At 41.3% G+C, this 15,888-nt stretch carries 16 protein-coding genes; 13 read left to right on the top strand and 3 right to left on the bottom strand.

The genetic code is table 11. The features are described from left to right. Positions 1–15: 15 nt before the first annotated feature. Complete coding sequence (locus IQ283_RS22430; RefSeq protein ID WP_194222386.1) at positions 16–1,218, bottom strand: ornithine--oxo-acid transaminase; 1,203 nt, start codon at positions 1,216–1,218, stop codon at positions 16–18. A gap of 297 nt (positions 1,219–1,515) precedes the next feature. On the opposite strand from IQ283_RS22430, the gene IQ283_RS22435 reads away from it, so the two are divergent. The 5 genes from IQ283_RS22435 (at position 1,516) to IQ283_RS22455 (ending at position 7,339) form a co-directional block, all read left to right on the top strand. After that, a complete protein-coding gene (locus tag IQ283_RS22435) occupies positions 1,516–2,892 on the top strand; it encodes a sigma-54 interaction domain-containing protein (protein WP_194222463.1) in 1,377 nt (458 codons plus the stop codon). Positions 2,893–3,063: 171 nt separating this feature from the next. Further along, a complete protein-coding gene (locus tag IQ283_RS22440) occupies positions 3,064–4,800 on the top strand; it encodes a sensor histidine kinase (RefSeq protein ID WP_194222387.1) in 1,737 nt (578 codons plus the stop codon). Continuing rightward, a complete protein-coding gene (locus IQ283_RS22445) occupies positions 4,801–5,529 on the top strand; it encodes a LytR/AlgR family response regulator transcription factor (RefSeq protein ID WP_194222388.1) in 729 nt (242 codons plus the stop codon). A 137-nt stretch (positions 5,530–5,666) separates the two neighbouring features. Then, entirely contained in the window at positions 5,667–7,124 is a 1,458-nt protein-coding gene (locus tag IQ283_RS22450; RefSeq protein ID WP_194222389.1) for a carbon starvation CstA family protein, read from the top strand. Positions 7,125–7,189: 65 nt separating this feature from the next. Next, positions 7,190–7,339, top strand: coding sequence for a hypothetical protein (locus IQ283_RS22455; RefSeq protein ID WP_194222390.1), 150 nt, complete (start codon positions 7,190–7,192; stop codon positions 7,337–7,339). A gap of 49 nt (positions 7,340–7,388) precedes the next feature. Here the strand turns inward: IQ283_RS22455 and IQ283_RS22460 are convergent, their stop codons facing one another. Then, positions 7,389–8,216 carry a nucleotidyltransferase gene (locus IQ283_RS22460; protein WP_194222391.1) on the bottom strand — a complete coding sequence of 276 codons (828 nt, stop codon included), beginning with the start codon at positions 8,214–8,216 and terminating at the stop codon, positions 7,389–7,391. A gap of 176 nt (positions 8,217–8,392) precedes the next feature. On the opposite strand from IQ283_RS22460, the gene IQ283_RS22465 reads away from it, so the two are divergent. The 5 genes from IQ283_RS22465 to IQ283_RS22485 all read left to right on the top strand — a co-directional run bounded on the left by IQ283_RS22465 (position 8,393) and on the right by IQ283_RS22485 (position 12,723). Continuing rightward, on the top strand, positions 8,393–8,635 hold the full coding sequence (locus tag IQ283_RS22465) for a hypothetical protein (RefSeq protein WP_194222392.1): 243 nt from the start codon (positions 8,393–8,395) through the stop codon (positions 8,633–8,635). 188 nt (positions 8,636–8,823) lie between these two features. Continuing rightward, complete coding sequence (locus tag IQ283_RS22470; protein WP_408962623.1) at positions 8,824–9,774, top strand: L-lactate dehydrogenase; 951 nt, start codon at positions 8,824–8,826, stop codon at positions 9,772–9,774. 32 nt (positions 9,775–9,806) lie between these two features. Next, positions 9,807–11,456 carry a lactate permease LctP family transporter gene (locus tag IQ283_RS22475; protein WP_194222394.1) on the top strand — a complete coding sequence of 550 codons (1,650 nt, stop codon included), beginning with the start codon at positions 9,807–9,809 and terminating at the stop codon, positions 11,454–11,456. A 143-nt stretch (positions 11,457–11,599) separates the two neighbouring features. Continuing rightward, entirely contained in the window at positions 11,600–11,788 is a 189-nt protein-coding gene (locus IQ283_RS22480; protein ID WP_194222395.1) for a spore germination protein, read from the top strand. Between the two features lie 134 nt (positions 11,789–11,922). Then, positions 11,923–12,723: an alpha/beta hydrolase family protein gene (locus IQ283_RS22485; RefSeq protein WP_194222396.1), complete on the top strand. Its 801-nt coding sequence runs from the start codon at positions 11,923–11,925 to the stop codon at positions 12,721–12,723. Between the two features lie 43 nt (positions 12,724–12,766). Here the strand turns inward: IQ283_RS22485 and IQ283_RS22490 are convergent, their stop codons facing one another. Beyond that, complete coding sequence (locus tag IQ283_RS22490) at positions 12,767–13,129, bottom strand: winged helix-turn-helix transcriptional regulator (RefSeq protein WP_098446173.1); 363 nt, start codon at positions 13,127–13,129, stop codon at positions 12,767–12,769. 184 nt (positions 13,130–13,313) lie between these two features. Between IQ283_RS22490 and hxlA the strand changes: the two genes are divergently transcribed. From hxlA to IQ283_RS22505, 3 genes are all read left to right on the top strand, one after another. Then, entirely contained in the window at positions 13,314–13,943 is a 630-nt protein-coding gene (gene hxlA / locus IQ283_RS22495; RefSeq protein WP_194222397.1) for a 3-hexulose-6-phosphate synthase, read from the top strand. Between the two features lie 6 nt (positions 13,944–13,949). Beyond that, complete coding sequence (hxlB, locus tag IQ283_RS22500) at positions 13,950–14,504, top strand: 6-phospho-3-hexuloisomerase (protein WP_194222398.1); 555 nt, start codon at positions 13,950–13,952, stop codon at positions 14,502–14,504. A gap of 204 nt (positions 14,505–14,708) precedes the next feature. Next, complete coding sequence (locus tag IQ283_RS22505; RefSeq protein ID WP_194222399.1) at positions 14,709–15,767, top strand: fatty acid desaturase; 1,059 nt, start codon at positions 14,709–14,711, stop codon at positions 15,765–15,767. The last annotated feature ends 121 nt before the right edge of the window (positions 15,768–15,888 follow it).

Consider the following 15,888-nt stretch of genomic DNA (forward strand, 5'->3'; position numbering starts at 1 on the left):
TCTTATTTATTGTTCTTACTTGGACAACACATTTACGATTTTAGCTAAGGCCCAATCAAGATCTTCTCTTGAAATGATAAGCGGTGGCGCAAATCGGATCACCGTATCATGCGTTTCCTTACATAAAAGCCCTTCTTCTTTTAACTTTTCGCAGTAAGGTCTTGCTGGCTTTGTTAATTCAACTCCGATAAATAATCCTTTACCGCGTACTTCTTTAATTAGAGGGTTATCGATTTCCTTTAATTTTTCTTGAAAATAGTTTCCAAGCTCGAGTGACCGCTGAGCTAACTGTTCGTCTTCTAAAACTTCAAGAGCAGCAACGGAAACGGCACAGCCAAGCGGATTCCCACCAAATGTGGATCCGTGTGAGCCAGGATTAAAGACACCAAGAATCTCTTCATTAGCAGCAATACATGAGATTGGGAAGACGCCTCCGCCTAGCGCTTTTCCAAGAATGTAAATATCCGGTTCAACATTTTCCCAATCGCACGCAAATGTTTTACCCGAGCGCCCAAGACCAGCTTGAATTTCATCTGCAACGTAAAGCACATTATTTTCTTTACAAACATCATAAGCTTCCTTTAAAAAGCCTTCTGGAGGAATGACAATCCCTGCTTCTCCTTGAATCGGTTCAAATAGGAAAGCAGCTGTATTTGGTGTAATGGCATTTCGTAGCGCATCAATATCACCGTATGGAATCAATTTAATTCCCGGTAACATTGGACCAAATCCTCTCTGGTATTCCGCCTCAGAAGAGAGAGATACAGCCGTCATTGTACGTCCATGGAAATTTCCGACGCATGCAATAATTTCAGCCTGATTTTCTGAAACGCCTTTCACATCATAAGCCCAGCGTCGCACCGTTTTAATAGCGGTTTCCACTGCTTCTGCCCCAGTGTTCATTGGAAGAACTTTTGCTTTATTCGTTAACTTTGCGACCTTCTCATAAAACGGAGCCAATTGGTCGTTATGAAAAGCCCGGGATGTTAATGTAATGCGGTCTGCCTGGTCCTTTAAGGCTTGAATAATTTTCGGATGACGGTGTCCTTGATTAACTGCTGAATAAGCACTCAACATATCCATATATCGGTTACCTTCAGGGTCTTTCACCCACACCCCTTCTGCATCCGTAATAACAATTGGAAGCGGGTTATAGTTATTCGCTCCAAATTGGGTTGTTTTTTCAATCACATTCTCAGTCGTTGTGTGTGTCTTCATGTTCTTCCTCCTTTAAAAGTTCGCCTCACCTAGAGGAGCAAAAAAAACTTCGCTCTCCCTCTCCTTAGTAATTAGCAAGTTTTATGCCAACTTTTTAAAACGATTAAATCTTAGGAAGGACGGGGATTATTCACTTTCGCCATGCAAAACCTCTTTGCATGCAATTGATTTATTTTGCATGTGTGTGCAAAATAATATTGCAATCCATGTACGTTCATACATACAATAGCGGTAGCAACAAAGGAGGTACGTAACTTGGATAATGAAACGGAGAACGATTGGAAAGCACTTAAAACGATGAATCATGTATACAAAAAAATCATCGATGAAATCGACGTCGGCGTTCATGTGATTGATGAAAAAGGTAAAACGATCATTTATAATCCTAAAATGATGCAAATTGAAGCCATGGATCGCCAGGATGTTGTTGATAAGTATTTATTAGATGTCTTTATGTTCTCAGCGAATGAGAGCAGCACGCTTGTTAAGGCACTTCAAAAAGGCATAGAAACGTTGAATGTGAAGCAAACGTATTTCAATAATAAAGGGAAAGAAATTACAACAATTAACAACTCATTTCCAATTTTAGAAAATGGGACGATTAAAGGCGCTGTCGAGATCTCGAATGACGTGACAAAGCTTGAACGGTTAATTCGTGACAATATGAATCGAAAAGGAAACACTCGATTCACATTCGATAGCATTATTGGAAATAGTCTTGCCATTCAAGAAGTAATTGAGAATACAAAACGAAGCACGAGGACATCGTCGTCTGTTTTGATCGTTGGGGAAACCGGAACAGGGAAAGAATTATTTGCTCAAAGCATCCACAATGGTAGCCACCGTTCTTCCGCTCCGTTTATTTCGCAAAACTGTGCTGCCTTACCTGATAATTTGATTGAAAGCCTTCTATTCGGTACGAAGCGAGGCGCATTTACAGGGGCAACTGAACGACCGGGCTTATTTGAACAAGCAGAAGGCGGGACGTTATTACTTGATGAAATCAATTCATTAAGTATGAATTTGCAAGCGAAACTATTGAGAGTCCTACAGGAAAAAACAATTCGGCGCATTGGTGACACAGAAGATAAGGCCATTGACGTTAGAATCATCGCTACAATGAACGAAGATCCCATTGAAGCCATTGCGAAGGAACGAATGCGTAAAGACTTGTATTACCGACTTGGGGTTGTGACACTATTTATCCCTCCACTTATAGAAAGGAAAGAGGACATCTCTTTATTAGTGGATTCGTTTATCTCAAAATATAACGATCTCTTTCAAATGGATGTTAAAGGAGTAGATACCGAAGTCTCTGAATCATTTCAGGCTTACAATTGGCCAGGGAATGTACGAGAATTAGAGCATATTATTGAAGGAGCAATGAATTTAATGATGAGCGAAGACATCATACACTATTCCCATTTGCCCATTCAGTATCGAAATAAATCGCCATTACAAAAAGAAAGGCATTTGATTGAGGCTGATCATCTTACCATTCATGATTCCAATCAAATTATCCCGTTGAAAGAACAAATGGAGAAAGCTGAAAAAGTTTATATCCAAAAGGTACTACAAGAAAACAAAAACAATATCTCGCAAACCGCAAAAGTATTAGGGCTAAGTAGACAAAGCTTGCAGTACCGGTTAAGGAAATTTGATATTCAAACGTAAAAATAAGAGGTTAGATGAAATCGTGGCATATGTGTGATTAATTCATCTTCTCACTTTCATACATTTTATCTCTTCATTAAAACACGTATAATAAGAAGTAACCGCTTTACCATTCGACAGAATTTGACTTAAACCGGGTGGTGACAGGCACCAGGAAGGAGCTTCCCCCTCATGTTCGAACTCTTGCTTACGATGCTAGAGCGACTTGGCATTATTGTTACAATTGCATTTGTGCTAACCCGCTTTCGCTTCTTCCGAGATATGATCTACAGCGATCAGCTTGCTCGTAAGCAGCAGTATGTTGCGATTGGCTTCTTTGGTTTCTTTGGGATCATCGGAACATATACAGGATTAACATTTAGTACAGATTCACTCCAATTTAATTCATGGCCACTTGAAGTTTCTTCTGACGAAGCCATCGCAAATTCCAGAGTAATCGGAGTCGTTCTTGCTGGACTTCTTGGTGGAAAGAGGGTTGGATTTGGTGCAGGGCTAATTGCAGGGATTCATCGCTATATGCTTGGTGGATTTACAGCAGTAGCTTGTGGACTTGCCTCCATTATTGCTGGACTTATCGCTGGCTCTCTACACAAACGAAACCGTCATGTAAAACTTCGATCAGCCTTTATGATCGGTGCAGGTGCAGAGACCGTTCAAATGCTCATTATCTTGCTTCTTTCAAAACCGTTCCAAAATGCCATGGCTCTTGTAGAAGTGATCGGAATTCCAATGATTCTCGCAAACGGAATTGGCTGTGCTCTCTTCCTCCTTATCATAAAAAATGTTGTAAACGAGGAAGAAAAAGCTGGTGCTCTTCAGGCACAGAAAACCCTTCGTATCGCGGATCAAACACTTGGTTATCTAAGACAAGGGCTTTCTGAGACTTCAGCTCATGAGGTCTGTCAGATTCTTCATAGAGAAATTGAAGGTAGCGCAGTAGCGATAACGGATCGTACACACATTTTAAGTCACGTCGGCCTTGCGAACGACCATCATCAATCAGGACACGAGATTCAAACGACCATTACAAAAGACGTGATTCATAAAGGTGAAATTGTTATAGCAAACGATCAAACCATTCACTGTGCTGAGAAAAATTGTCCGCTCGGAGCAGCCATTATTGCTCCCCTTAAACAGCGGGGTAAAACAATCGGCACGCTAAAATTCTATTTCCGATCGGAAAAAGAGATCACCCATATTATTACTGAGCTCGTTCTCGGTCTCAGCAATCTTCTTAGTAATCAGTTAGAAATAGCTGAAGCGGATAAAGCCTATCAGCTTGCAAAAGAAGCCGAAATCAAAGCATTACAAGCACAAATCAGTCCGCACTTTCTTTTTAATTCACTGAATACAATTATTTCGTTAATTCGTATTGAACCTGATAAAGCACGTAAATTACTCGTTTCCCTTTCACACTTTTTAAGACAAAATTTATCTGGTACTACAGCGAACATGACCTCGCTTAACCAGGAGTTAAAACACGTGAAAGCCTACCTTGAAGTGGAAGAAGCACGATTTGTAGACAGACTAACCGTTAAATATACAATCGATGAAAGTGTATTATCCGTCCAATTACCTCCACTCACGTTACAGCCGATTGTTGAGAATGCTATTAAACATGGTATCAAAAATAAGGAAAACGATTGTCTTGTTGAAATTACAATTGCTCAAAATCCAAACGGGGTTACTGTTTGCGTAACTGATAACGGTGAAGGGATTTCCCCTGATCGCTTACCAGAGCTTGGTAGAGCACACGTGTCGTCAGAAATTGGTACAGGACTCGGCCTCTATAACGTTAATCGTCGCCTAACAATGCTATTTGGAAATGAAGCAAGTCTTTCCATTCATAGCGAGCCTTGTAACGGTACAACCATTTGCTTTTTGATTCCACTAATGGAGGACGAATAGATGAACGTAATTAAATGTTTAATCGTGGATGATGAACGATACAGCCGTCAGGAACTCGTTCATTTACTCTCACATTGTAAGACGATAAATGTGATCGGTGAAGCTGATTCAGGTGAAACAGCTGTGATCAAATCCCTTCAACTTCAACCAGATGTAGTTTTTCTTGATGTTGAGATGCCCAAAATGAATGGGATGGAAGCAGCAAAAGCCTTATTGGAACTTAAGAAATCTCCTCTAATCGTTTTTGCGACTGCTTATCCTGAATTTGCTGCAGAAGCTTTTCGATATGAAGCGATTGACTATCTTCTGAAACCCTATGATGAAGAACAGCTTCATCAAACCGTACAACGTCTAGAGAAGTTGATGCAAGTATCTACTAAAGAAGAACCTCCGCCAAAGAAAGGCAAGCTCTCAGTTGAACTAGAAGGTGAGATTCATTACCTCGATCCCAATGATATCCTCTTTATTTTTCGCGATGAAAAAGTCTCACGGATCGTTGTAAAAAATGGCGAGTACGAAGTGAAGATGGCGCTAAAAGAACTTGAAAGCCGACTATCCTCCTTTTCGTTTTTTAGAATTCATAAAGGATATCTTGTTAATCTTCACTACGTGACGCGCCTGACCCCATGGTTTAATGGTGCTTATCAGCTTGAATTAGAAGGTGTTCGAGAAAAGCTTTCTGTAAGTCGTAATTATGTAAAAGCACTACGTACAGAACTTGAATTGTAATTCCGAGTGCATTTCAGTCTTTCATACAAACATCTCAATCCAACTTTCAGACATGTTAGAGCGGAATTAATCCATTCCTCCCTCTCATCTCTTATACTTTATGTAAACGCATACATTGTACGGAAAGGGATGATTTCATGTATACATTTCTAGCAGGAATTGCACTTCTTATAATTGGTTATTTTACTTACGGAAAATTTGTTGAGAAAATTTTCGGCATTAAGGAAGCACGTCAAACCCCCGCCTATACGCATCAGGATGGCGTCGATTACCTTCCAATGAACACGAAGAAGAACTCCTTGATTCAATTATTGAACATTGCAGGAGTTGGTCCAATCTTCGGCCCGATTCTTGGTGCACTCTACGGGCCAGTCGCTTTTCTCTGGATCGTATTTGGCTGTATTTTCGCAGGAGCTGTTCACGATTACCTTACAGGAATGATCTCCATTCGTAACAGGGGCGCTCACTTACCTGAACTTGCAGGAAAGTTTCTTGGAAAAGTGATGAAGCATGTTGTGAATGCATTCGCTGTGCTACTTCTCCTTCTAACAGGAACGGTGTTTGTCACAGCACCAGCTGGACTATTGAACAACTTAATGAACGGCTGGGCAACAATGGGTCTTATTCTAGGAGCGATTTTTGTTTACTACATCCTAGCTACATTGCTACCGATTGATAAAATCATTGGACGCTTTTATCCGATTTTTGGTGCGCTTCTTCTTATTAGCGCACTCGGCGTTGGTGCTGGACTTGTGTTCACTGGCGCACCGATTCCTGAAATCACGCTAAGTAATTTCCACCCTGACAACGCACCAGTCTTTCCATTACTATTCTTAACAATCTCTTGCGGCGCACTTTCTGGATTTCACGCTACACAAACGCCAATCATTTCGCGTACAACGCAAAATGAAAAACAAGGTCGCAACATTTTCTACGGAATGATGATTGCAGAAGGTGTCATTGCGATGATTTGGGCTGCTGCTGCTATGAGCTTATTCAATGGACCTGTTGGGTTAAATGAACTGCTTGCTAATGGTGGACCGGCTGCGATTGTAAGTGAAGCTTCTACTCTCATGCTAGGTGCGATCGGTGGAACGCTTGCCATTCTTGGTGTCATCGTCCTTCCAATCACGTCCGGCGATACAGCCTTCAGAAGTGCTCGTATGATTATTGCAGATTACTTTAATTACTCTCAGCGTAAAGTAACAAATCGCCTCTGGATCGCACTACCGCTTTTCGTTGTCGCATTTGGGCTTACGAAAATTGATTTTACCCTTCTGTGGAGATACTTCTCATGGGCTAACCAGTCTACAGCGATGATTGCCTTATGGGTTGGCGCGATGTACTTGTTTATTGCGAAGAAAAACTACTGGATTGCCATGATCCCAGCAATTTTTATCACAATGGCAACGACAACTTACATTCTTAATGCACCAATCGGCTTTCGCTTACCAATGAATGTCGCCTACATCGGCGCAACCATCATTACGATCGGCGTTATTGTAGCTTTCTTCTACTCTGCTCGTAAGCAACGCGCTGCCAACATTCCACTAGAAATCGACATTTCCGGTTGGGATAAGGATAGCGTCGCTTAAAGGGATATATTGAACAGAGAATCCCCTTTGACGGATAGCGTATTAAACCCAAAAGGTGTGATGATATGGGCTGCTGCCAATCGAAATATAAAACGACTCTTGATGAAGAAGAAGAACGAATTAATGAGAAGGGAAAAGAACAGCTCCCTCTCTTTGGAAAAGTGATTCTTAGCGTTTTGTTTCTTTGCGGAATTGCGCTAATCACCTATTTATGAAATTTTAAAAAGGGAGCGAGATCAATTCCATGATCTCGCTCCCTTTTTACTACTCAATCGATAGATGGCGAACTCTTTCAGGGTTATACTTATTTAGCCAATCATTCGCTTCTTGAATAAGCCGTCCCCCATACTGATCCAAAAAGTGAGTAATCTCTTCTCTCTGGGCTGAAGGGAATACCGCATAAGTTAAAGCTTGTTTCATATAAGGCTCTTTATGAGGATAGAAGTTACTAAACAGCTTATAAGCTGGATAAAGATCTCTCGTATATGTTCGTCTTTGTTCCATCACAAGCGCGAGACCGCTCCGGACAATGATTTTCATAATCCATCCGCAGCAATCCGCTATATCTTCACTATCTTCATTTCCAACAAGATCGCTTTTTGCCTGAACGATGTGGTTTTCTAGCTGAATCAGATGATCATTTGCAAGAGCTCTATCTGGCTTGAACCTAGGAATAGCTTTTGCCACATCTTTTCCATAAACACAGAGACTGGACGTTTTCAGCATGAATGGAATGATTGAAAAGGAAGTTAAACCCTCTAACTCTTTAGCTGAATGGAAACTTATCTCACACCCATTTAACCATGGAAATTCATCAACTAATTGTTGATTCAATAATTCTGCTACTTGCTCATTCCCGTTCTCTGTTAAAACAATGAGATCGAGATCAGACACACCTTCTATTCCTTTCCCCTTTGGCACTGATCCTCTTAAATAAATGCTGCTTAAAGGCATAGCTATAGTTAAATTCTCCACAGCACGATCGATCGCGTTTCGATAGTTTCTATTGATTTTCTCCCAAGACGTATCATTTACAAGGTACCCCTCATGATCGACTTGATAGAAAGACCCAATTTGTTTAATACCGTCCATTTCACCCCTCCTTCGTTCTATCCTTATCATAGCTACTTTATTTCTTTTATAAAAGAGCTGTTATTTTGTTTTAGCTCCATTCCTGTCCAAACCTCACCTATCCGAATTTCATAAAGTAATAATGCACGATCTAAGAGTTTCCCGACTCTTACATTTAACAAGAAAAGAGGAATAACATGTCTTATCACGACGAATTCACTAAAAACGCTGGTAGGTGTGTAGCCATTCGCTGTCATGATGGCAAAACGCATTACGGTTACATCGATCACTGTGACCGCGACAATGTCTACCTTCGCCCGATGGATGGCGAAAACGATGGGCCAGGCTTTGGTAGCTACTTCTTTTTCGGAGCGGCTCTCATTGCAGTCGGTCTTGCCTCCATCGCCGCTTATAGCTGGTCACCTTTCTTTTTCTGGTAAAAAACAAAACGCTCAGATTTTGAGCGTTTTTTTACATAGACTCCTCAAGTAATCATGTTTATTTTACCTTTTAAAATTAATTTTATATGTAAACCTTTTCATGTGATCTTTGTCACATATAAGCAATTTAATCCACGTTATATTATGTATGTGAAAGACATCACATACAATAGATTGGTGGAATGAATATGAAAAACGAACGATATACAACGAGAGTTGCTGTCATTGGAACGGGATTTGTTGGGACAAGCTATGCTTTTGCCTTATTAAATCAAGAAGTTGTAAATGAAATGGTGCTCATTGACTTAAATAAAGAAAAAGCTGAAGGAGAAGCAAGAGATTTAAATCACGGGATGCCGTTTGGATCAGCTATGAGAATTTGGGCAGGGGATTATGAAGACTGTCGAGATGCTGACATTGTCGTGATTACAGCCGGCGCAAATCAGAAACCTGGGGAAACGAGACTTGATCTTGTTGAGAAGAATGTAAACATCTTCAGGGGAATTGTCACTGCCGTTATGGAGAGTGGTTTTGACGGACTATTCATCGTTGCAACGAATCCAGTAGATATCCTCTCTTATGCTACATGGAAATTCTCTGGTCTACCGATGGAACGCGTTATTGGTTCTGGTACGATTCTTGATACCGCAAGACTTCGTTACTTAATCGGCGATCATTTCCTGGTCGATTCTAGAAATGTACATGCTTATATACTCGGCGAGCATGGCGATACGGAGCTTCCAGTATGGAGCCACGCTACCATTAGTAGCCGCCCAGTAACGAAAATGATATCAGAAGAAGAGTTGCCAGTACTTGACGAGATTTTTACGAACGTCCGCGATGCAGCTTACCACATTATTAATCGGAAAGGCGCAACTTATTACGGTATTGCAATGGGACTTGTTCGTCTGACCAAAGCGATTCTAAGAAACGAAAGCTCTATCCTAACGATTTCAACATTGATGCAAGGTGAATATGGTCTTAATGACATCTATATTGGCGCACCTGCCATTATCGACAGAAACGGTATTCGAGAAATTGTAGAGCTTGATCTCACAGAGACCGAGATGAAACAACTGCAGCATTCTGCAAGGACGTTACGCGAAGCAATGAAACCCTGTTTTGAGACGGTTAAATGAATACCTACTATAACGCTTAAGAGGTGATCCCCATGGAAACATGGACACAAGTATATGACCCATTTAATAACATCTGGCTATCCGCTTTTATTGCTCTTATTCCGATTATCTTTTTTTTTCTTGCTCTTACCGCTTTTCGAATGAAAGGGCATATCGCTGCTACTGTTACAGTGATGCTCGCTATAGTGATTGCGATCCTCTTCTATGATATGCCTATTACGATGGTTGCAGCGACTACTGGTTACGGATTTGCATTTGGCTTATGGCCAATCTCTTACATCGTTATTGGTGCTGTCTATCTTTATAAACTTTCTGTAAAAAGTGGGCAATTCGATATTATCAGGAGTTCCATTGTATCCATTACAGATGACAAACGAATCCAAATGTTGCTCGTCGCCTTTTCATTTAATGCGTTTCTTGAAGGCGCAGCTGGTTTTGGAGCACCGATTGCGATTACAGCCGCTCTTCTTGTAGGACTTGGGTTCGAACCACTTAAAGCAGCGGGCCTTTGTTTAATCGCCAATACAGCTAGTGGAGCATTTGGAGCAATGGGCATCCCTGTCATTGTTGCCGGTCAAGTGAGCGGGCTCGCTCCACTGGAAATTGGTCAATTTCTTGGCACGTCTCTTCCATTTATCTCTTTCACAATTCCATTCCTACTCGTCGTCATTATTGATGGTATGAAAGGCTTGAAAGAAGTATGGCCAGCAGCTCTTGTAGCCGGTAGTACTTATGCCATTACACAATGGGCGACAGTAACTTTTATTGGACCAGAGCTGCCTAATATTACGTCTTCTATCGTTAGTTTAGTAGCCGTAGCTGTATTCGTGAAGATTTGGCATCCAAAAATGCAGCAAAACCATACGATTGACCCAGTTGAAGCACAGCTTGCTGTTTCTCTTGATCCAGAAGCTCAGCTAACAGCTGGACGAATTTTAAAAGCATGGTCTCCGTTCATTGCTTTAACAGCAATGGTCACAATTTGGAGTCTAAAACCTTTCAAGAATTTATTTGTAGAAGGGGGATTACTTGAAACAACGATCCTTCAGATTCCTGTACCCGGACTCCATAATCTCGTTATTAAAACAGCACCAATTGTAAGTGAACAAACACCCTACGGTGCGATGTTGAAACTTGATCTTCTTTCAGCAACAGGAACGGCTATCTTCATCGCTGCGATCCTATCCATCTTCATTCTTAGAATGAGTCCTAAAGCAGCGCTAGAAGCTTTTGTTGAAACAGTAAAAGAACTTCAAAAGCCCGTACTTACAATTATGATGGTGCTAGGATTTGCCTTCATTGCAAATTATAGTGGCATGAGCTCTACATTAGGTCTAGCTCTTGCTGCAAGCGGAGGTGTCTTCCCATTCCTGTCTCCACTTCTAGGATGGATTGGCGTATTCTTAACTGGTTCTGTTACGTCTAACAATGCTTTATTCGGAAACTTGCAACAAATTACTGCTCAACAAATTGCCGTTCTTCCGATGGTCCTCGTTGCTGCGAATACAGCAGGCGGTGTTATGGCTAAGATGCTCTCTCCACAGTCTATCGCTGTTGCAACAGGTGCGGTTGGCCTAGTAGGACGAGAAGGAGATCTCTTCCGTTTCACTCTCAAATATAGCTTCGTCTTTTTACTCATCACCGGGGGCATCACTTTTGCGCAAGCGATTTTCATAAGTTAACCATTTATTTTAGGAGTCAGGAAACTGACTTCTATTTTTTTGCTTAACTAAATTTAGACGCTAATTTTAAAGACATGTCCACACCATTCAATCAGTTTGTCCATATACTGCTATCAGAAGATGGCTTTTGAGGAGTGAAATAAATGGGTTGTTTTATTAGAGGACCAGTGATCATTACAAATAATAGCGGAACGGTAGTCCAATGTGCACACACGATCTCCCCAATCTCCGTAAGTAATACGGTTAGCGGATCCGGTGGGGGCAATACAGGATCATTTATGATTGTAAATAATTTTTATAGCGTTGCAAAAGGAATAAAGTCCGGACAATAGGCATCATTATCCTTTTTATGAAGTAAAGCCAATCGATTAACGATTGGTTTTTTCAATTCCTAACGTAATGAAAGTTTCAGGAGATATGCGATAATGAAGAGGACTCTAATCCAATCAGAGAGGTGGTAAGTAACATGGAGAAATTTTTCTACGGAGAGAACGAAAATCAATTTGGCGAACTACGACTTCCAGAAGGAGAAGGACCTTTCCCCGTGGCAATCGTTATTCACGGCGGCTTTTGGAGGAAACCGTTCACACTCGAAATTATGAGAGAAGTGGCGGAAGATTTAACAGCGAGTGGATTTGCCACGTGGAACATTGAATACCGTCGAACGGGACAAGAAGGCGGAGGTTATCCAGGAACACTTACAGATGTTGCAGAAGCAACTGACTACATAAGGACACTTGCAGAATCCTATCCGCTCGATCTAAACAAAGTGGTTACGATTGGACATTCAGCTGGGGGCCATCTTGCTACATGGATTGCTGCCCGTCACCGTATAGATAAGAATAGTGAGTTATTCATTACGGACACCCCTCTTCCTATTCACGGAGTGGTTAGCCTTGCAGGTGTGAACGACCTTGAGATGATGCATGGTGTGCATGAGTACAGAGATCAAGTCCTCTCTCTTGAACCAAATAATCCTACTGCAGAACTATTAGGCGGTTCGCCTGAAGAATATCCAGAGCGCTACAAAAATGCTTCCCCTGTGGAACTTCTTCCACTTGGTGTGCAACAAATTCTCGTTCATGGTGCGCTAGACATTAATGTTCCGATCGGGATTAGTGATTACTACCAGCGCGAAGCTGAAGGCGAAGGCGATTTTGTTAAACTTATCGAACTCCCCTCAGCAGAACACTTTGTGCTGACCGATACGAATTCATTTGCATGGGAAACAATTAAGGAAGAACTTTCACTTTTAGTCGAATATTAAAATAAGCGAAAAGCCGGGGAGCGCCCCGGCTTTTCGTTTATTTCTATACAGACTCTTTCGTCTCAATCGGTTTGCCAAGGACGTTCTGATTGTAATTCTTCCCCCACTCATACATGGAGTCGAGTATAGGCATTAATGTTTCACCTTGCTCGGTAAGGGAATACTCTACTTTCGGAGGGACAACAGGGTATACTTCTCGATGTACGATTTGGTCGTCTTCTAATTCTCGTAGCTGGTTCACTAGCATACGCTGTGTAATTCCCGGCATTAGTGACTTTAGCTCACCAAATCGCTTCGTTCCCTGCTTGCCTAAATGCCATAAGATAAGCATTTTCCATTTGCCTCCGATAACCGCAAGCGTTAATTCTTTTTCACAGTAAAATGTTTTGTCCTGGGTACGTGACATACGCATCACCTCCGTTTAAGCCCAGTATAACTCATAGTATACTTTTTGACACTATGTAAGTTTAATGTGCGTACTTACATTAATAGGTTGTAAGCAGTATACTTGCTACTACACCAACAGATCGATTATATTGGTGTCGGACAAGAGAGAGAAAGAAAAAATATGGACTGGGAGTGAAAGCATTATGAAATTACAGCTAGCATTAGATTTGGTAAACACAGAAGAAGGTATTGAACTAGTGAAAGAAGTTCAGGAGCATATTGATATCGTTGAAATCGGTACGCCGATCGTCATCAATGAAGGTCTTCGTGCTGTCAAAGATATGAAAGCAGCATTCCCTAACCTTGAAGTTCTTGCAGACCTTAAAATTATGGATGCTGCAGGTTATGAAGTTATGAAAGCATCTGAATCTAACGCAGATATCATCACAATTCTTGGTGCTGCTGAAGATGAATCAATCAAAGGTGCTGTTGAAGAAGCGAAGAAACAAGGTAAGGAAATCCTTGTTGACATGATGGCAGTGAAAGATCTCGCAACTCGTGCGAAAGAAGTAGACGCACTTGGCGTTGACTATATTTGTGTCCACACTGGATACGATCTTCAAGCAAAAGGCCAGAATTCTTTCGAAGACCTTGAAACAATTAAAGGCGTCGTAAAGAACGCGAAAACAGCAATCGCTGGTGGCATTAAGCTTGATTCTCTTGAAGAAGTTGTAAAAGTACAACCAGACCTTGTCATCGTAGGTGGCGGTATTACTGGTGAAGACGATAAAAAAGCCGTTGCATCAAAAATGCAAGAGCTTATTAAAGGATAATCAATCATGCAGACTACTCACTATTTAGCTGAAATCATTGATGAGCTAAATCGTTCAGTAGATCTCATTGCTGACGAAGAAGCGGAACAGCTCGCTAATGAAATTCTCGAAGCGAACAAGGTTTTCGTTGCTGGCGGTGGTCGATCTGGCTTTATGGCAAAGTCTTTTGCGATGCGCATGATGCACATGGGAATTGATGCTTACGTTGTTGGCGAAACGGTCACACCAAACTTTGAAGAAGGTGATCTGATCATCATCGGATCAGGTTCTGGTGAAACGAAACAGCTCGTTTCCATTGCGAATAAGGCCGCCAATATCGGCGGAAAGATCGCTGCTGTAACAATTAATCCTGACTCAACAATTGGCGAGCTAGCAGACATCATCGTAACATTACCAGGTTCACCAAAGGATCAGTCAGGTGATTATGAAACGATTCAGCCTATGGGCTCTTTATTTGAACAGACTCTTTTACTTTTCTATGATGCGATAATTTTACGCTTTATGGATAAGAAAGGGTTGGATACGAATAAGATGTATGGAAAGCATGCGAACTTAGAATAGTGTTAAAAAGCCTGTGAAACCTCTACTTTAGAGGTTTCACAGGCTTTTTTGTATGATAATCCACTCCACCTTCCTTTTATCCCCAACAAACCCATGACATTTATCATGGTTATGTCCTGACGTTTGTGTCTTACACCATGACACCAAATCCTCTATCATTAGGCTTAACGTTATTTCAACTATGCCTAACAAAGGGGTAACCATATGAATGAACAAAAACAAAAACAAAAAGAATTGAAAAAAAGTGTATCAACTTTCGCCAAACCCGACACGGTCGTAGGGGTACGACAGCTCTTGAACACCCTTCTTCCATTCTTATTGCTATGGTTTCTGGCTTATCAGAGCTTAAGCGTGTCTGCCTGGTTAGCCGTTCCACTTGCGATGATCGCAGGAGGATTTGTCGTTCGAATCTTTATTATTTTTCACGATTGCACACACGGCTCTTTCTTCAAGAGTCAAAAAGCAAACCGGATAGTTGGTACGATCTCTGGGATCATTACTCTCTTCCCGTTTGAAAAATGGAAACGCGAGCATAATATTCATCACGCAACAAGTGGAAACTTAGATAAGCGTGGAACAGGCGATATCTGGGTGATGACAGTTGAAGAGTATGCTGCAGCTACATTCTGGGGTAGGCTCGCTTATCGTCTCTACCGTAACCCGATTGTGATGTTCGGGCTTGGTCCGATCTACCTTTTCCTTATCGCTAACCGTTTTAATCGCAAAGACGCGAAACGTAAAGAGCGTATGAGCACATACATTACCAACGCATCAATCGTTGCGATCTATTCCCTATTGATCCTGGCTATTGGATGGGAAGCGTTTCTAATCATTCAACTTCCAATTCTTTATGTTGCTGGGTCACTTGGAATCTGGTTGTTCTATGTTCAGCACCAATTCGAAGACTCTTATTATGAAGATGAAACAGAGTGGGACTTTGTAAAAGCAGCCGTGGATGGCAGTTCTTACTATAAACTTCCTAAACTTCTTCAGTGGGTATCCGGAAGCATCGGGTATCATCACGTGCATCACTTAAGTCCAAGAGTGCCAAACTATCATCTTGAAAAGGCGCATGAATCAACGCCTCCATTGCATAAGGCGACGACGATTACGTTATTATCAAGCCTTGAATCCATTCGATTCCGTCTATATGATACAAAGAATAAAACGTTCGTTACATTTAAAGAAGTAAAACCACTTCTTAAAAACCCTGCAAAGCTTGCGATGATGACTACGAAAAGACCAAGCTTCCAGGAAAAATAACATTACTGAAAAACCCATTCAGCCTGGATGGGTTTTTCAATATCTTTAAAGAGATTATACTAATGGTAGATAAGTGACAGGCGAATACTGATGGTATATCCTGTAATTATAGCACCTCGAA

Origin of the sequence: Pseudalkalibacillus hwajinpoensis, from assembly GCF_015234585.1 — a bacterium.
Classification (GTDB): Bacteria; Bacillota; Bacilli; order Bacillales; family Guptibacillaceae; genus Guptibacillus; species Guptibacillus hwajinpoensis_B.